Below are 17,607 nucleotides of genomic sequence, written 5' to 3' on the forward strand. Positions count from 1 at the left end.
TGATTCATTATGCGTTGTCATCAAGCTTCTCCAATGTTAAACGAGCAGCTTCTTGTTCTGCTTTACGACGGCTATTGCCAGACGCCACGACTGCTTCAGAAAGGCTTTCTACTTTGCAGCTCACTTCAAATGTTTGCGCGTGATCTTTGCCCGAAATTGACAGCACCTCATAGGTCGGTAGCGACTGCTTACGCCCTTGCAAAAACTCTTGAAGGCGTGTCTTGCTGTCTTTAGGGTGCGCGTTCGGGTCTAATTTGTTGATACGACTTTCCCACAGTCTGTCAATGACGCAACGGACTTCATCCATACCAGAGTCCAAGTAAATTGCCCCTAAAATGGCTTCAACGGCATCGGCTAATATTGAACTTCTGCGATGCCCACCACTTTTAAGCTCGCCAGGACCAAGGTTCAGCAACTCTCCCACGCTCGCTTCTTTAGCTAACTCCGCTAGCGTTTCCCCTTTGACCAAGGTTGAACGCATTCTGGTAAGCTTTCCTTCAGGCACCGCTGGAAAACGTTTGAACAAGGTTTCCCCAACAATCATACCTAGGATGGCATCGCCCAGAAACTCTAAACGTTCGTTGTGCTGCTTTGCCGCACTTCGATGAGTGAGCGCCTGCTCCAGTAAAGCTTCATTGTTAAACGTATAGCCTATCGCCTTATATAGACGACGATATTTATCAATTCCCTGCATTAATGAATGCCACCTGCTCGCTCAAATCGAATACCTGTGGGCACCCACGTCGGTAAGAAATCTGCAGGGTTACGCTCAAATTCAAATGAAATCCAGATCGCTACCGCTTTTCCGACCAAATTCGCATCGGGTACAAACCCCCAGAAACGACTGTCACGGCTATTGTCGCGATTGTCACCCAGCACGAAATATTGACCTTCTGGCACAATCCACTCGTTGCTCCGCGTGCCCGGCTGAGTGTAAAAATTAACCGGTGATATCTCGCGCACCGGGTGGCGTAAAATGTCGTGTTCTACTGTGCCTAAATCTTCGGTGTAACGCATTAACTGCGCCATATCTTGTACAAACTCACCTCGTTCTTGGAACGTAAGCGGTACTGCCTTAAGTTTCGCACAGTTGTTACCAGACTCGCATTTAGGTTTGATATAAACCTGTTTATTTTGGTAAACCACGGTATCACCTGGTAGGCCAATTACTCGCTTGATGTAGTCAATTGACGGGTCTTCAGGGTATTTAAAAACCACTACATCGCCGCGTTCTGGCACACCGGTTTCAATAAGCTTGCTTCTGAAAACCGGGTCTTTCACGCCGTAGGCAAACTTTTCAACCAAAATAAAGTCACCCACCAATAGCGTGGGCATCATTGAGCCTGAAGGGATTTGAAACGGTTCATACAAAAATGAGCGCAATACCAAAACGAACGCGATAACAGGGAAAATCTGTTGTGAGGTATCAACTAAGTACGGCAGTTGAGGGTCTTCTCCATAGCCCGCTCCTTCTGCGGTAGCCGCAGCCTGTAAACGTGCTTTTCGCTTTGGCGCAAACACCAGGCTATCCACTAGCCAGATTAATCCTGTTATTAAGGTGAGTGCCACCAAAATCAAAGAGAAGTAATTTGCCATTATTTACCTACCTTAAGAACTGCAAGGAACGCATCTTGTGGCAATTCAACATTACCCACTTGCTTCATTCGCTTTTTACCTTCTTTCTGCTTTTGAAGTAGCTTCTTCTTACGGCTTACGTCACCGCCATAACACTTCGCGATAACGTTCTTACGCAACTGCTTTACTGTACTTCTTGCAACAATGTGGTTACCAATAGCCGCTTGAATAGCGATATCGAACATCTGACGTGGAATAAGCTCACGAAGCTTTTCAACTAACTCACGTCCACGGCCTTGAGAGTTTTCTCTATGGGTAATCACTGCGAGTGCGTCTACGCGCTCACCGTTGATAAGAATATCTACACGCACCATGTCTGATGTCTGGAAGCGCTTGAAATTGTAATCTAATGACGCGAAGCCACGGCTGGTCGATTTTAAGCGGTCAAAGAAATCAAGTACCACTTCAGCCATAGGCAGTTCGTAAGTTACTGCTACTTGTTTACCGTGGTATGTCATGTTGGTTTGCATACCGCGCTTTTCAATACAAAGGGTAATGACGTTACCTAAATATTCTTGCGGTACAAGAATATTAGCTTCAACCATAGGCTCTCGAATTTCAGCGATATCATTAACCGGCGGCAGCTTTGCTGGACTATCAACGGTAAGTATTTCGCCTTTTGTCGTTTCTACTTCGTAGATTACCGTAGGCGCAGTAGTGATGAGGCCTAAGTCATACTCACGTTCTAAGCGTTCTTGAATAATTTCCATGTGTAGCATGCCAAGGAATCCAATACGGAAACCAAAGCCGAGCGCCGCAGAGCTTTCTGGCTCATAAAAAAGCGATGCATCGTTTAGGCTAAGCTTCGCGAGGGCGTCACGAAAATCTTCGTAGTCATCCGAGCTTATTGGGAAAATACCGGCGTAAACCTGAGGCTTGACCTTTTTAAACCCGGGTAACATGGCATCAGCGGGATCGCGAGCCAATGTAATGGTGTCGCCCACCGGCGCACCTTGAATATCTTTAATCCCGGCAATAATGAAGCCTACTTCTCCTGCTCTCAATACACCTGTATCCAGAGGCTTAGGCGTAAATACACCAATTTTATCAACTTGGTGTGTCTGCCCGTTCGACATGATTTGAATCTTATCTTTTTTGGTCAGCTGTCCTTCCATAATGCGTACCAACGAGACAACACCCTGATAGTTGTCAAACCAAGAATCGATAATAAGTGCTTTAAGCGGCGCTTCGCGATCGCCCCCTGGCGGTGGGATCTTATTTACAATAACTTCAAGTACATCTTCAATACCGATACCGGTTTTCGCTGAGCAGCGCACAGCGTCAAGAGCATCGATACCAACAATATCTTCAATTTCTTCTGCAACACGGTCTGGCTCGGCCTGTGGCAGGTCGATTTTATTTAACACCGGCACTACTTCCATATCCATCTCGATTGCGGTATAGCAGTTTGCCAATGTTTGTGCTTCTACGCCCTGACCCGCATCAACCACCAAAAGCGCACCTTCACAAGCGGCAAGTGAACGAGAAACTTCATAGGTGAAGTCGACGTGCCCAGGAGTATCGATGAAGTTCAGCTGATAAGTTTCACCATCACGGGCTTCATAGTTCAGTGTCACGCTTTGCGCTTTGATAGTAATACCGCGCTCTTTTTCCAGGTCCATAGAGTCGAGGACCTGCTCAGCCATTTCGCGATCTGTTAGCCCTCCACAGTGCTGGATTAAACGGTCTGACAGCGTAGACTTACCGTGGTCAATGTGGGCGATAATACTGAAATTACGAATGTGCGATTGTTGCATAATGCTGGAAATTACCTGCAGAAAAATTCATTAAACAAAAAATGCTGCTTGCCTTGCTTCAAGGGTTATACGCAGCGCGTGCGGATTTTACCCATTTCTCAAGCGAAAAGCGAATCACCATGTAGAAAATTAGTAGGCTACGGTTAAAGAATGCGTAAATTAACAAACACCAAAGATAGCAACTGCCTGCGTTACTTACCCAAAAAGGTATGACACTGCGCTACACAACACTCATTTTCTTAGTAACAAGCATCTTGCTAAATGCACAGATTCCAGACCGATGTACCCTGATATAAAAAAAGCATATAAACAATTAAACGTCTGATGTTCCAAGCAATACGGGTTGATACTTGGTGCTTTCAACCCGTTTTAGCTTGTATGCGATAAGCTTATAAACTACGAAGGTGGTGAAGGCACTAGGAATAGTCGCCCACAATTCATGAGCGATAGCTGTACTGCTTAGCACTGACATAAAGGCTGAATATGCGCCCATAAAAGTTATCAATGGTAATAAATATAACCACGCCGACGCACTTAAGATACCGGCTTCAGGTATACCGACAATAACTTTTTGCCCCACATGTACCGTCATCGGGGTTCGTAATGTCAACTGTTGAGTTTTCGGCGCAATGGCGCGAGAGATAACTCCCGTGCCACAGTCACTTTGCGCTTGGCAAGCGTTGCAAGTAGATTTTATCGCTGCTTCAACGGTAACACTATCTCCATCGATCGCAATTACCATAGCTGTTTCTTTAATCATTAATACTGGTGCTAATTTGTGACTGGTCTTAAAGAATTTGCAATAGCGTTAGCTGTTTGAAGGGGTATCTCACCCACTACAGTCACTTGCGCCTTGCCATCTGTAAGCGTTAGAAACGTACTAACTTCATTACGTAATGCCAACGTTTCACCTAATGCGTCATCGGCCGGCTGAACATATACAGACACATCGACCAGACCATCTGAGAAAAGTTTATACTCTACCACCTGCCCCGTTAATGCCAGTCGTCTTGTATCTTGCTTAATCTCTCTCATTCCCGCTGGCAAGTAGGTCACATCCCAACTGTGTGGACGCATGGGCGTGTTGCTTAGGGCCATCGGTGGGGGTAAAGACGCAGAGTTAATTCGTGAAAAATACTCTGCGGGCGACGGTGATATAGCAAATGCAGTAACTTGAATTTGCTCCAAAAGCCCACCCTGCAAATCGAGCATATTTAGCTTCAACAACATACCTGACGATTCGTCTAGCCATAGTTGATAGCCAAAGCGAGTGTTGTCTCGACTCACTATACGAATTTGCTGAGCCGAACGACCTGCGACCCTTGCTCTTCCCACCGCCACAAATTCATAAGCGTCTGACAGCTGTTCTGGGTGATAAAGAAGCGCACTAGGTATGGGACCGTTAATATGTTTAGACCGCAAACTGTATGGTTGCACGTCAGGTTCAAACACGCTTACCACGTCATTGACGCGAATTAACTCTCTACCCGGACCATTTTGAAGATTTAACTGTTCTAGTTCTGAACCGTCTTCCATAATTCCATGGCGCCACAGATAAGGAATGGTTTCCTTACCCGCAACTGTTTGAACAAATGACACCTGAAAGTTGGCATTAGTGATGATGTTCTGCAGCTCAGCGAGCCATTGGCTTGCCGATTGTGGCACGTCTGCTCGCCTCACTGACTCGGTTTGCTCATCAGGTTGACGTTCTTCACGTCCGTTATCCGCTTCGTCGTTTTGAAGGCTTTGCTTATTAGGCTCTTCACCGAGTATTTCCGATGGAGAAGGTTGAGTAACAGTATCAGATGACTGAGTTCCTTGGTTGGAAGAAACCGATTGGGCAAATGCTGGTTGAATAACAACGCCCGAAATGAAAAAAAGTGCAAGGATGGAACTAAAGCGCATTTTTTCCCGCCTTAAAACAAACATACCAGCAGTATATGCTGGTATGATTAAAATATAAAACCGTATTGCGGTCAGTCAAGCTCTCGCAACAGCGCGTTTTTCCAAATACTATGACTGACTCGCTAGTCGAGAAGCAACGGCATCAAAAACATGATGCACAATTTAGCTTACCAATTTAACTTATTGAGGTCGCTTCGGGCCGCTTGCGTTACTTTCGTTCTCGTCTTCTTGCGCTTGCTTGAGTTTTATTTGCTGTTCATGGTCAGCAATTAGCGCATTTATCTTACGCTTTTTCTCAAGGACTTCATTCATGTCGTTGCGCGGCAATGCACGAGTTTGCTCCAGGCTGACTGGTGCCAAACCGCCTTGAGGGGCGATTGTCGGCGCCGTCATGAACGGCTCTGTTGGTGCATCCTGATTGGAGTATTGAACACCAAAGATAACCGCTACAGCTACCGAAGCCGCTACCGCAAATTGGCCAGATTGCTTTGCAAATGGAACAACGTTTCCAATCAAAGGTATTGATGCCCAACGGGAGCGTTTTGGTGCCACTATAGCTGGCTCGTTTTCAAGTGCCGCGGCTACGCTTGCTGTAATATCAAGTTGTGGAGCAACGCTTGCTTCTTTACGCATTGCACCGCGATATACATGGTAACGTTTCCATTTGGCTTGAAGCGCCTCATCATGCTTTATTGCATCGATGATTTCATTGCCTTCTATCTCACCATCCATGAATGCGGACAATTTTTCTTGCTGTTGCGTCATATATTCATTTCCAGATCAATTTGATCATTAACTACCCTAACACAGCTGTTAGTCATCTCGTAAAAAAGAAAGTTCATCTTTTTTTGATTTTCTTTTTCTTTAATTCTCTAACAACGGCTGAATAACTTTATCTATCGCTTCACGAGCCCTGAAAATACGCGATCTCACGGTTCCAACAGGGCACGACATTACATTTGCAATTTCTTCGTAACTAAGCCCTTCAATTTCGCGAAGTGTAATTGCCATACGTAAATCGTCAGGCAGCTTCTCCACGACTTTAAAGAGCGTTTCCTCTAATTCTTCAGAGAGTAAACTTCTCTCCGGTGTCGACTGCTCTTTAAGTGCGTCACTACCTTCATAGAAGTCAGCCTCATCGGCATCAACATCACTGGCCGGTGGCTTACGACCTTGAGATACAAGATAATTCTTGGCGCTATTTACCGCGATGCGATAAAGCCAAGTGTAAAATGCACTGTCGCCACGAAAGTTAGGTAAGGCACGATAGGCTTTAATGAACGCTTCTTGCGTTACATCTGCCACGTCACCGGTATTTTTCACATAGCGAGAGACGAGATGCATTACTTTGTGCTGGTAACGAGTTACCAACAAATTAAACGCATTTTTATCGCCACGCTGTACTTTTTCAACCAGTTGCTGGTCGGTTATCTGCTCGCTCATTCGAGCCATTACTCCCTACTTCAACTACACATAGCTCTAACAAGCATGGGTGTAGACGCGTTCTTTTCTTAAAAGTTCGGTAAAAGTATTAAATATTTGAAAAAATGATTAAGACAGAGGCCAAGAATGATTGTGTTTTGCTTTTCATCCTTTAGACTTGCCGAACCTTTGCTCGTTTGGATTGATATAAAAATACATGAAATCTGTATCGTCTTCACTAACTTCCACATCAAATGCAATAGAACACCGTTGTGACGTATTGATTATTGGGAGCGGCGCGGCAGGATTAAGCCTTGCACTCAAGCTTGCTGACCATTGTCAGGTTATCGTGCTGAGTAAGAGTGACAGAAACGAAGGCTCTACACGTTATGCCCAAGGTGGCATTGCGGCAGTATTTGATGAGCAAGATTCCATCGATGCTCACGTTACTGATACCCTAGCAGCCGGTGCAGGCCTTTGCGAGGAGCCGGCAGTGCGATTTACCGCAGAGCGAGCCAAGTCTTCTCTTGAATGGCTGATTGGTTATGGCGTACCGTTTGACACAGAGAAAAACGAGTCGGGTGAAGAGCGCTTTCACTTAACCCGTGAAGGGGGTCATAGCCACAGACGAATTCTTCACGCCGCAGATGCAACCGGTGAAGCACTTCAAATCACCTTGAATGATGCGGTATCCACACATCCAAATATTCATGTATTCGAACGCTATAATGCAATTGACCTCATCCCTTCTAGAGAAGAGAAAAATAGTGTTGTGGGCGCGTACGTTTGGAACAGGCAACAAGAGCATGTAGAGGTTATTCGCGCGCCATTTGTTGCATTAGCAACGGGCGGTGGCAGTAAGGTTTACCAATATACGTCTAATCCAGATGTTTCTAGTGGCGATGGCATCGCAATGGCGTGGCGCGCAGGTTGTCGCGTTGCCAATATGGAATTCAATCAGTTCCATCCTACATGTTTATATCATCCGCAAGCTCGCAACTTTTTGATTACCGAGGCCTTACGGGGCGAAGGTGCTAACCTTTGTCACGCTGATGGCACGCGCTTTATGCACAAATTTGATGAGCGCGGCGACCTTGCCCCTCGTGATGTAGTAGCCCGGGCAATAGATTATGAAATGAAGCGATTGGGCGCTGACTGCATGTACTTAGATATCAGTCATAAGCCCGCTGACTTTATCGTTAAACATTTCCCCAATATCTATCGGAAGTGCCGTTCACTTGGCATAGATATTACCCGCGAACCCATCCCCGTTGTCCCAGCAGCCCACTATAGTTGCGGCGGCGTTATGACAGACTTTAACGCTAAAACAGACTTAAACAATGTTTATGCAATTGGTGAAGTAGCCTACACAGGGCTGCACGGAGCAAACCGCATGGCATCTAACTCTCTGTTAGAGTGCGTGGTGTTTGCTAGCGCCGCTGCTGAAGACATTTTAAAGAAGTTACCAAGCGCTGACTGCGAGGAATCCATCGCGCCTTGGGACGAAAGTCAGGTATCTAACTCTGACGAAGAAGTCATTATTCAACATAACTGGCACGAACTAAGGCTATTTATGTGGGATTACGTTGGCATTGTGCGTACAGACAAGCGCCTTGAACGCGCTATGCGACGAATTAAACTGTTAGAGCAAGAAATTACCGAATACTACTCTCACTTTAGAGTAAGCAATAACCTACTAGAGCTGCGCAATCTTGTTACTGTCGCAGAGCTCATTGTGCGATGCGCCATGGAGAGAAAAGAAAGTCGTGGACTACACTTCAATCTAGACCATCCTGAACAACTGGATAATCCCAAGCCTACTGTTCTGACTCCAAGAAAGCAGCTTTCAGGTAGTGATGTAGGTTCGTTAATTACTCAAGACAGCTTTAATGACGCTGAATGAAAAACACAAAGTTTAAGACGTGGCGCTAAGGCTATATGCCCGTGTATTCAGGCCCTAGAGAGCACAAAATAGTGCTCTCTTTTTATTTGCGCCCGATAAGCCCATTTACGTTTGTTTTAATGGTAAGAGGCGGTTGTCGGTATCTCTAAACACGACACACACGTCTTCAACACGCTTTACCAAGTGCCTTGTCCGACGAACAGCTAAGACTTGGCAGAGAAACTTACACTTGCCGATAAATGTGTGTTGTTATCATCGCGGTCTGTAACATCAAGCAACGCGTGAGTTTGGGTTCTACAATGCTGATGAATATGAATTTCGTTTGGTAAGAAAACAGGTTTTTTAAAGCGGCAGGTCACCTCTTCCACTTGTAGAGATTCTGCGTCTTCTTGATGACTAACGAACGACGATATTGCACGAGACAATGTCCACATACCATGTGCTATAGGCTGTTTAAACCCGAATACTTTTGCTGAAATACGGGATAAATGAATGGGATTATAATCACCTGATAATTTAGCGTATCGACGACCTGTATTCACATTTACGCTAAGCGCTTCGATAAGCTCTCTATCTTGCATGTCACAGTCTTCATGTACTTCTTTTCTAGCGACCAAGGGCGCAACGTGGACTGCTTTGATTTTGACTAAATAAATGCTTATGGACCTATACACAAGTTGCCCAGATTGGAGCGCCTCAAGCATAACGTCGACTTCCCATCCGCGATTATGCGGCCTTACGTCATGAAAGCGTACGCGACATTCAACAGGCTCGCTTAAATCGACGTGCTCGATAATTGACACTTTATTAGCCGCATGAATGAGGCCTAGCAAAGGAAATGGACTTTTTTTGTCTAATAAGCACTGCATTTGCAACGGCAGCGACAACATCTGCAAGTAGAGGGGGTGAGGATGTTCACTCGCCGGCCAGTCTACCTCTTGGCAAAACGCACAGTAATGCGCATTATCTATCTTAAGAGTATTGGTGTAGATACGCTGTGGCAGCGTTGGCGGCTTAAATTGCATTAACTGTCGTGCATCCACGCGTTTAAACAACGCTTTTGTATACTCACGAAACATCTATTAATTCCTTGAATTCGTTGCTTTTCTAGCAAAAATAATAGCTCTTGCTAAGCGCCTGTAATCTGCTTCGCAGCATTCTCCTTTCAATATCCAACCTAAGTGACTGTAGTCTTTTTCAAACCACTTACGCTTACGACGAAGTACCTTAATACAGAGCCCCCAAGAGAAAAGCTGTGAAGTATGATGAATTTTCATCGAAATACCGTCAGTTCCCGCGTTATCGAAGGTTTGGTGAGCGGCGCCTGGTAATGTAGTCCTCTCGTCATCGATAACCCGAATAACGCCTTCGTTCGTAAGCGAGATAGCGTATTGAACAGGATTATTGTTATTACTAAGCGCATACCAAAGACGCCATGACAACCAAATAAGCGTCGCTACAGCGGTAATTGCAAAAGTAGCAGTAAGGTTAACCCAGGTTGAGATATTGTAAGGGAGACTAAACAATGCTGCGCAAAAAACAAGCACTACACATGCCTCCCCCAATAAAGGTCTATATTTGTTAGAGGTTATGTTTATTCTATACTTTGACACGATTTACGATGGTCGCGACCATAGCGGCTAACTCGGGATCTTCGCACTTTTGATGACCCATTATCCATGCAAATAGGTCTGGGTCATCGCTTGTAAGTAACCGCTCAAATGTTTCTTGCTCATCGTAGCTAAGAGATTCAAACGCCTCTTCAACGAAAGGTAGTAGCAGCACATCTAGTTCCAGCATACCCCGACGGCAAGCCCATTTTAATCTCGCTAATCTTTTTGGTTCAAACATTTGTCATCCTTACCACTTATTATTTACTGACAATAATACCATGGCGAGAGTGTGGGGATCACTGCTCTTTTGGTCTGATGCGAAAACTAAATAGAACTTAATCTATACAGAATTAGTAGCCTTGCCCTTGAATAATGGTGGTTATGCCATACTTTGGAAACAGACTCGAAATTTTATAAGTGGTGACTATGACCTCTATCGCATCGTTAAACGACCTACCTAACGAATTTATGGTTGAGCTTTCCGGCTCAATGATTATTTCTCTTGAAGGTGAGCAAGCCGACAGCTACCTGCACGGTCAAATCACAGTGAATATTAACAAGCTGGACAAGGTGACAGCGAGGCATTTTGCCCATTGTGACAACAAGGGTAAAACGTGGGCGACAGGCTATGTGACTAGACATGCAAGCAAGCTGTTATTACTTACTAATGCCGATGCGGGTAACCAATCTTTGGCGCAACTCAATAAATATGGCGTCTTTTCCAAAGTCGATATAGTAGACGACACGCCTTGTTATAATGCCTATTTTATTTCGTCTGACGCAGCTAAAAACAGCAATACGCAAACATTGCTTTGTGAGCTTTTTGGAATTGATGAACTAGAAAAACTATTTGGTTCAAGTCAGAGCAAAGCAAGTACACTTCAAAAAGTAGAAAGTGAACAAGGCGTGATATTCACTGCAAATACAAGCCGCGAGGGCTTTGTACTGATTCTAATTAAAGACGCGATTGACCGGTTTGAAGAAAACATAGGTGCCCACTCACTTCCTTGTTTTTCGCACACTGTATTCGACGCAATTCAAATTGAAAGCGTGCATCCTATGCTCGATAGTGAAGCAATAGGCGAATATGTTCCGCAAATGATCAACGTACAGGCTCTCAACGGTATCGATTTTGATAAAGGCTGCTATATGGGTCAAGAGGTCGTTGCTAGAACCCGCTTTTTAGGCAAAAACAAGCGAGCCGCGTACAGTTTTAAGCTTAAAGGACATGTCTCTGTAAAGCCCGGAGACAGCCTAGAAAAGCAACTGGGGGATAATTGGCGCGTTGCCGGTAAAGTTATTAAAGTGGCGGCATTAGAGAGCGAAACATGGTTTATCGCCGTACTTAACAACGACACTACTTCTGAAGATTTACACAGACTGGCTGATAATAACGCTATTACCTGTTACCCTAATAGCTTGCCGTACAGTATTGAGCAACAAGCTAGCAATATTGTGAAAAAACGTCGCTAAGCAGCAGTTTTGCTGCTTTTTATTTACTGCCTTATATTCTGAAACAAGTTTAACAATAAGGCCAAGATAGGATTTGTTATGACAATTACTTCTGACAGCGTTGTAACGCTACACTACACCGTATCAACCGAAGACGGCACAACGCTAGACTCTTCAGAAGGGAAATCACCACTGGTAGTGCTTTTAGGTCGCCGCTTTTTGATCGAAGGCCTTGAAGATGCACTTATTGGCAAAACAAAAGACGATAGCTTTAATGTATCTGTAGAGCCCGAGAAAGCATATGGAGAGCGAGCTGATGAATTGGTGCAAACCGTTCCTCGCTCAATGTTTGAAGGGATGGATGTTGAAGTAGGTATGTCTTTCCGCGCTACTACCCCCCAGGGGGAGCAATCGGTCATTATTATCGAAACTACTGATGACGAAGTAGTTGTAGACGGAAACCACCCGCTAGCGGGTATTCCACTTACGTTCGATGTATCAGTTGTTGATGTACGTGAAGCAACGCAAAAAGAACTTGAACATGGTCATGTTCATGGTGAAGGCGGTTGCGGGCACGACCACTAAAATGTTTGATCATTCGCTTTTATACCAATGCGCATAAAGAAAAGGGAGCCAATTGGCTCCCTTTTTCATGCACAGTAAGCACTAACTTTTAAATCGCGTCTTCGTTTTGTTCACCAGTACGAATACGCACAGCCTGCTCTACGCTGTAAACAAATATCTTTCCGTCGCCAATCTTGCCTGTTTTTGCTGAAGACTGAATAGCTTCCACGGCTTGCTCAACCCTGTCATCGTCTAGCACTAGTTCAATTTTAATTTTCGGTAGGAAGTCAACTTGGTATTCTGCACCGCGATAAAGCTCGGTATGACCTTTCTGGCGGCCAAAACCTTTAACTTCAGACACGGTCATCCCTGCGATACCGACTTCAGCTAGCGCTTCCCTAACATCGTCCATTTTGAACGGTTTAATGATAGCTTCAATTTTTTTCATGACTACAACTCATCGTAAATTGTTGGAATTGGCACACGTTTATGTTGTGTGCGCTCATAAATATAGAGCAATTTCTCTTCCACTTCTGCAGAAACGGGCTTACCTTCCAAAAAGTCATCGATTTGGTCGTAAGACATTCCTAGCGCCTGTTCATCCGCCTTTTGCGGAGAAAGACTCTCCAAATCAGCGGTGGGAGCTTTGGTAATCACATTGTGCGGCGCACCTAAATGGGCTGCCACTGCACGCACTTGGCGCTTACTTAAGCCAAAAAGTGGTGCCAGATCACAAGCACCATCTCCGTATTTAGTATAAAACCCTGTAATATTTTCAGCCGAGTGATCGGTACCTAATACTAAGCCGTCAACCATACCCGCAATTTCATATTGAATAACCATGCGAGTGCGCGCTTTAACATTTCCTTTGACAAAGTCTTGCTTTGCTTCGCTTGAAGGAAGAAGGTCTGCATTGGATAGCGCCTCAGCCGTTGAGGCATGAATGGCATCTGCACCAGGCTTTACGTTTACAGCAACGGAATGCGTAGGTTGGATAAAGTCGATAGATTTTTGTGCGTCTTCTTCGTCCGCTTGCGTATCGTAAGGCAAACGAACTGCAATGAATTGATAGCTCTCGTGATGCTCTTCGTTCAATTCATTCACGGCTAATTGAGCGAGACGGCCCAATGTGCACGAATCAATTCCCCCACTGATACCAAGTACCAAAGAATTCAAACCGGATGTAAGCAACTGCTTCTTTATAAAAGAGACTCGACGTGCGACTTCGTATTCCACGTCAATTTCAGGCAGCACTTTCATTTCATCAATAACTGCTTGTTTTTGCATTATAATATCCACGTATTTTTAAGGCGTCCTGGAACTTGATTCTACGACAATATCACTTTGGATGTTAGTGTTATCGTCACCCGTATTAGAAAGACATTGACCTGACCAACTGCTAAAAGGTCAAGCCATCCCTATTATATTATGATGAAGGCTAGGCATGTTATTTGAAGCCTCATTAACCATAAGGCGTATGGTCAACGATGCGATAGCACAGTAAAACATACCATTGCCGTTGTTTTTTAGTTTACCCTAAAATATAGGTCATTTACGCCTTATTACCTTTTGATTTCATTACATTGAAGATAGAAACACTTAGAAACGTTGGACTAAGCCTTCAAACTATCTCTATGGAAACGCGGTAAGCCTTGACAGATAAGATGAATCAAGTGTTAAACCCACAAAAAGGCAAACAAAAGGCATTCCCGTTGAATAGCAAAATATTGGCAGATAACGTTTTAAAATGATTAACAAAAAGCAAAAAAATTATCGTCGCAAAATCTCAAAGCAAACAGGGCTGACCCTGTTAGAGATGCTGGTGGCTGTCGCTGTTCTCGCCATAATATTAACGACGGTTGCGCCAGGTATACAAAATATACTTATCAAAAATAGAATTACTGCTGATTTAAACAATTTGAGCGCTGTTGCTCAGCGTGCCCGGTTTACTGCTGTAGATGAGCAAACTAACGTGGTGTTGTGCCCCACAGCTGATTACACCGCCTGCACAAACAACTGGCGAGATGCCAAAATGGTGTTCATCGATGTTAATGGCAACAGTACCCGAGATAATAACGAAGATTTGATCGTTGCAAGTGACCCTCTCAATGCCGCCAACACTTTATACGGTATTAGCGGCAGCTTAGTATTTAATGAACAGGGCGGTATCGACAATGCCGCTACCATCACCCTTTGCCCCAATGATGGCGATACTGACTATGCGTCAGCACTTTTACTGTCGCTTTATGGCAGAATATCTGTCGCTGTAGATAGCGATGGTGATGGAGCAAAAGAAGACCTTGCTGGTAATGATTTAACGTGCAGCTAATGAGCACTTTTTTAAAACACTAACATTCAATGGATAATTATCTATACGGATTGGTATAGCGCTTTTCTTACCAGCATTCTTTAGGTGAAAGCATTACCTCACTGATTTTTATCGTTCGGCAGCTGTCGTCCGTACTTAGTGATAAACGTGTAGCGGCAATTTCATAGCCTCCCCCCTGACTATTGGATTGCGTAAAATTGACGTTTGGAATGTTAGCGCTGGGTAACGCATTTGGCGGAAGGTAATGCCCAGTTTCGAGCCACATTGTCGACTGCATCGCTTGAAGTGATAGTAAGTGAGCTTTAACTTTATTTATCTCGCTTATCTGTCGTGTCGTATTTATGGCAGACGTTGCAGCAAGACTGAGCAATCCAACAATAGCCATAGCAACTAATAGCTCAATCAAGGTAAACCCTTCTTGCCCTTGCCTTTTATCATTTGTAATGCAATTCCCTTCCATGGTACAGCTTCCCGTTAGCGAGTTATTAAGTACATTGAGCCTATCAATTTACCTCTGTTGCTATAACTGGACTTGCGCATGGCTTTTTGGACAATTCGCAAAGAAAAAAATGAAAATAGACAGCCTGACATGATGGCGGGGCTATCATTATTAGAACTGCTCGTCTCTTTACTAATTTTAAGCATACTTTCTTTACTTGCCGTCCCGTCTTTTCAAGGGTGGCAGGAAAAAAATGCGTTCAAACATTTCGCTACGCGGGTCACAGAACTTGCAAAACAAACACGTATACAGTCCCTCGCCCAGCAAAAAACCTTTTACTTAATAGCGAAAATCGAAAACGACAATTGTTTATTGATAAGTAACGAACAGGATTGCAGCTGTGCTTCCTATCAAACATGCGCGTTAAATGAAGCCTCTCATTTGGAACTCCCCACCGCATGGAATATCAAACTCAATACAGTGGGTAACACAGACAAGACGGTCGCTTTTAATAAGCACGGCACGCTTAACTTTGGCAGCAATACAACCTTTACTCTTTCTAGTGAGCGCTTTAATGCAAAGGTAACCTTTAGTTCATTGGGAAGAGTAAGGTTATGCACCGAACAGAGTTTTGTCGGTATAGCGCCATGTTGAGACTTCACATTGCCTATGTGCACAATAATCACCATCACAGAGCAACGGGTTTCAGCATAACGGAACTTTTGGTGGCATGTGCATTGTCCGGTCTACTGATTTCTATTGTTGCTTCGTATGCTGCGAAATCTCATGTAGCGCTCTCTTCACTCCAACATGCCACTAGCTTGGAAGAAGATATGCGTGCGTTGAAAAGCACAATTTCTCAACAATTGGGAAGGGCGGGATTTATTGAAGAGGCTAATATACTCTCCCCATTTATAGCTTTGTCTAGCGGTCATTCCCCTGCTTCAAATGTTGCTCTTGGTGAACGCTCAACTGAACCTTCAAACAGCTGCATCACATTTGCTTACGACAAAAATAAAGACGGCGCAATATCCCAATCACAGGGCGAGCTGTTTGGCTTCCGGTTAAACAACAAGGCGATAGAGTACCGAGTAAATGGCAATACTTGTGAACAAGGTGGATGGTTTGACTTAACTGACCCAGAAACACTCTCCGTCACTCAGTTCAGCGCAAATCGCATACATAAAGGTAGTTGGGGATCAGCATACGAAATAAAAATATCGCTTCAAAGTATTATCGACACAGAGGTACAAAGCCATGAAAGCTTTATCGTAGAGGTGCCTAATGACGGTTGAAAAAAGAAAACAGTTTTTTAACGCTAGACGTGGTTGCCAAAGATTCACTGGTAATAAAAAACACCAAGAAGGGATGGTAGTGCTTGCAGTTGTGGCCATTCTTCTTAGCATTGTGGCTTTTGCGACGGTAACTACATCACAAAGCGTCCAGCAGTTTTACACCTTAGAAAAAGCAAGACGCAACGCCGAAAGCAACCAAGTTGAGTTGAAACTGCACGTAAAAAACGTTGCCAGAGCACTACGCTCACAACACGTTTTAACTGCTTTGACTGCAACCGATGTGGCTCATTTATCTACCACTATTTTGGTAAGCGAATTAGAAGGAATAGATAGCCAACCGCTAACCCAATTTGAAGTGAGTGTATCCCACGATAGTACAAACGCGACATATACGGCTAAATTTCTTCGCTACCCTTCTCTTTTGAGACTGCCAACTTCCGCTCAGCAATTCTCGTGGGATAGCCAATTGACCAACTGGTTATTTAACCGTGATGCATCAGCACTTAGTGCTAACTTCTTTGCAGAAGTTGAGAGTCTGACTCAATGCCATAATATGCTGTCTGGCAATGTGTTTTGGATAACTGGAGATTGTGAACTGGACCCTAGCGATCTACCACATAACTCTAGTTCTAACCCTGTATTGCTGATTGTTGCCGATGGCGATTTAACACTTCAAGCACACACTCACCTCTACGGTCTGATTGTTATGCTTTCATCTTCACATAGTCCTTACACGCTTCGTGTTGCGAGTTCTGCCTCTATCAGTGGTACCTATGTATCAAACGCGCCTGTAACTGAGCAAATAAACGGTACGGCGACGCTTTCCACTCCACTGCTCAAAGCCCTTCAAGAGAACACAGTGCTTGCCAAAATAATTCCTATTCCAGGGACATCCTATGATCACGATTAAAATTGAATCTTTTAGAAGTATTTTCAGAAGTATGCGTTTACCCCGCGCTTTTCTTGAAAGCCGGTGTCTAACTTCAAGAGTTGAAGGGGGAGGAATTCTTGTAGAAGTGCTAATTACTTTATTGCTTTTTACAAGCACAAGCGCTTACTTGTTAAACAGCAAAACCGGGGCGCTAGTGCTTTGGGAAACCATTCTTGATACTCAAATCAGTCAAACAACGGTGATTAACTTAAAGCGCACGGATTATATCAACGATAACGTAGATCAGCAGTGGAGTGATATCGCTGTATTTGGTACGCCGTCATTACTTTCGACGCCCCCCTGATTAAGAGCGTTAATAAGGCCATGAGAAAGGTCTATTTAAACATTCAAAAGGCAGCAAA

Annotated in this window: 21 protein-coding genes; 8 read left to right on the forward strand and 13 right to left on the reverse strand. The window is 44.3% G+C overall.

The features are described from left to right. Positions 1-7 precede the first annotated feature (7 nt). The 7 genes from rnc to rpoE all read right to left on the reverse strand — a co-directional run bounded on the left by rnc (position 8) and on the right by rpoE (position 6,740). Positions 8-694 (reverse strand): ribonuclease III, encoded by a 687-nt coding sequence (rnc, locus tag ACM0P2_RS13255; RefSeq protein ID WP_419226690.1) that lies wholly within the window; start codon positions 692-694, stop codon positions 8-10. Further along, positions 694-1,596, reverse strand: a complete 903-nt coding sequence (lepB, locus tag ACM0P2_RS13260) for a signal peptidase I (protein ID WP_159120278.1) — start codon at positions 1,594-1,596, stop codon at positions 694-696. The genes rnc and lepB overlap by 1 nt, the downstream gene beginning before the upstream one ends. Then, complete coding sequence (lepA, locus tag ACM0P2_RS13265; RefSeq protein WP_419226691.1) at positions 1,596-3,392, reverse strand: translation elongation factor 4; 1,797 nt, start codon at positions 3,390-3,392, stop codon at positions 1,596-1,598. Before lepA ends, lepB begins: the two co-directional genes overlap by 1 nt. A gap of 313 nt (positions 3,393-3,705) precedes the next feature. Continuing rightward, positions 3,706-4,152, reverse strand: a complete 447-nt coding sequence (locus ACM0P2_RS13270) for a SoxR reducing system RseC family protein (RefSeq protein ID WP_419226692.1) — start codon at positions 4,150-4,152, stop codon at positions 3,706-3,708. A gap of 11 nt (positions 4,153-4,163) precedes the next feature. Next, positions 4,164-5,297, reverse strand: coding sequence for a MucB/RseB C-terminal domain-containing protein (locus tag ACM0P2_RS13275; protein WP_419226693.1), 1,134 nt, complete (start codon positions 5,295-5,297; stop codon positions 4,164-4,166). Positions 5,298-5,477: 180 nt separating this feature from the next. After that, positions 5,478-6,062, reverse strand: a complete 585-nt coding sequence (locus ACM0P2_RS13280; RefSeq protein WP_419226694.1) for a sigma-E factor negative regulatory protein — start codon at positions 6,060-6,062, stop codon at positions 5,478-5,480. A gap of 99 nt (positions 6,063-6,161) precedes the next feature. After that, the gene (rpoE, locus tag ACM0P2_RS13285; RefSeq protein WP_105931700.1) at positions 6,162-6,740 is read right to left on the reverse strand and encodes an RNA polymerase sigma factor RpoE; all 579 of its coding nucleotides are present in this window, start codon (positions 6,738-6,740) and stop codon (positions 6,162-6,164) included. A gap of 196 nt (positions 6,741-6,936) precedes the next feature. Between rpoE and nadB the strand changes: the two genes are divergently transcribed. Next, positions 6,937-8,622: an L-aspartate oxidase gene (nadB, locus tag ACM0P2_RS13290; RefSeq protein WP_419226695.1), complete on the forward strand. Its 1,686-nt coding sequence runs from the start codon at positions 6,937-6,939 to the stop codon at positions 8,620-8,622. A 203-nt stretch (positions 8,623-8,825) separates the two neighbouring features. Here the strand turns inward: nadB and ACM0P2_RS13295 are convergent, their stop codons facing one another. From ACM0P2_RS13295 to ACM0P2_RS13305, 3 genes are read right to left on the reverse strand one after another with little or no spacing between them, the layout of a single operon-like run. Next, positions 8,826-9,701: a MaoC/PaaZ C-terminal domain-containing protein gene (locus ACM0P2_RS13295; RefSeq protein WP_419226696.1), complete on the reverse strand. Its 876-nt coding sequence runs from the start codon at positions 9,699-9,701 to the stop codon at positions 8,826-8,828. Between the two features lie 3 nt (positions 9,702-9,704). After that, on the reverse strand, positions 9,705-10,169 hold the full coding sequence (locus tag ACM0P2_RS13300; RefSeq protein ID WP_419226697.1) for a hypothetical protein: 465 nt from the start codon (positions 10,167-10,169) through the stop codon (positions 9,705-9,707). A 52-nt stretch (positions 10,170-10,221) separates the two neighbouring features. Continuing rightward, on the reverse strand, positions 10,222-10,473 hold the full coding sequence (locus ACM0P2_RS13305; protein ID WP_159120284.1) for a succinate dehydrogenase assembly factor 2: 252 nt from the start codon (positions 10,471-10,473) through the stop codon (positions 10,222-10,224). A gap of 188 nt (positions 10,474-10,661) precedes the next feature. On the opposite strand from ACM0P2_RS13305, the gene ACM0P2_RS13310 reads away from it, so the two are divergent. Both ACM0P2_RS13310 and ACM0P2_RS13315 read left to right on the forward strand, forming a co-directional pair. Further along, positions 10,662-11,708 carry a YgfZ/GcvT domain-containing protein gene (locus ACM0P2_RS13310; protein WP_419226698.1) on the forward strand — a complete coding sequence of 349 codons (1,047 nt, stop codon included), beginning with the start codon at positions 10,662-10,664 and terminating at the stop codon, positions 11,706-11,708. Positions 11,709-11,786: 78 nt separating this feature from the next. Then, positions 11,787-12,272, forward strand: a complete 486-nt coding sequence (locus tag ACM0P2_RS13315) for an FKBP-type peptidyl-prolyl cis-trans isomerase (RefSeq protein WP_159120286.1) — start codon at positions 11,787-11,789, stop codon at positions 12,270-12,272. Positions 12,273-12,360: 88 nt separating this feature from the next. On the opposite strand, the gene ACM0P2_RS13320 is transcribed toward ACM0P2_RS13315, so the two are convergent. Continuing rightward, positions 12,361-12,699: a P-II family nitrogen regulator gene (locus tag ACM0P2_RS13320; protein ID WP_105931694.1), complete on the reverse strand. Its 339-nt coding sequence runs from the start codon at positions 12,697-12,699 to the stop codon at positions 12,361-12,363. 2 nt (positions 12,700-12,701) lie between these two features. Beyond that, entirely contained in the window at positions 12,702-13,538 is an 837-nt protein-coding gene (gene nadE / locus ACM0P2_RS13325; RefSeq protein WP_120961304.1) for an ammonia-dependent NAD(+) synthetase, read from the reverse strand. Positions 13,539-13,998: 460 nt separating this feature from the next. On the opposite strand from nadE, the gene ACM0P2_RS13330 reads away from it, so the two are divergent. Beyond that, entirely contained in the window at positions 13,999-14,580 is a 582-nt protein-coding gene (locus tag ACM0P2_RS13330) for a GspH/FimT family pseudopilin (protein WP_159120287.1), read from the forward strand. A 67-nt stretch (positions 14,581-14,647) separates the two neighbouring features. Here the strand turns inward: ACM0P2_RS13330 and ACM0P2_RS13335 are convergent, their stop codons facing one another. After that, the gene (locus tag ACM0P2_RS13335) at positions 14,648-15,040 is read right to left on the reverse strand and encodes a type IV pilin protein (RefSeq protein ID WP_159120288.1); all 393 of its coding nucleotides are present in this window, start codon (positions 15,038-15,040) and stop codon (positions 14,648-14,650) included. 78 nt (positions 15,041-15,118) lie between these two features. Between ACM0P2_RS13335 and ACM0P2_RS13340 the strand changes: the two genes are divergently transcribed. From ACM0P2_RS13340 to ACM0P2_RS13355, 4 genes are read left to right on the forward strand one after another with little or no spacing between them, the layout of a single operon-like run. Further along, a complete protein-coding gene (locus ACM0P2_RS13340) occupies positions 15,119-15,673 on the forward strand; it encodes a prepilin-type N-terminal cleavage/methylation domain-containing protein (RefSeq protein WP_159120289.1) in 555 nt (184 codons plus the stop codon). Next, a complete protein-coding gene (locus tag ACM0P2_RS13345; protein ID WP_419226699.1) occupies positions 15,634-16,314 on the forward strand; it encodes a potassium:proton antiporter in 681 nt (226 codons plus the stop codon). The genes ACM0P2_RS13340 and ACM0P2_RS13345 overlap by 40 nt, the downstream gene beginning before the upstream one ends. Beyond that, positions 16,304-17,224: a hypothetical protein gene (locus ACM0P2_RS13350; protein WP_159120291.1), complete on the forward strand. Its 921-nt coding sequence runs from the start codon at positions 16,304-16,306 to the stop codon at positions 17,222-17,224. The genes ACM0P2_RS13345 and ACM0P2_RS13350 overlap by 11 nt, the downstream gene beginning before the upstream one ends. Beyond that, entirely contained in the window at positions 17,211-17,549 is a 339-nt protein-coding gene (locus ACM0P2_RS13355; protein ID WP_236547218.1) for a hypothetical protein, read from the forward strand. Before ACM0P2_RS13350 ends, ACM0P2_RS13355 begins: the two co-directional genes overlap by 14 nt. Positions 17,550-17,607: the final 58 nt, after the last annotated feature.

It is taken from the genome of Alteromonas sp. OM2203 (assembly GCF_048517045.1).
GTDB lineage: Bacteria > Pseudomonadota > Gammaproteobacteria > Enterobacterales > Alteromonadaceae > Alteromonas > Alteromonas gracilis.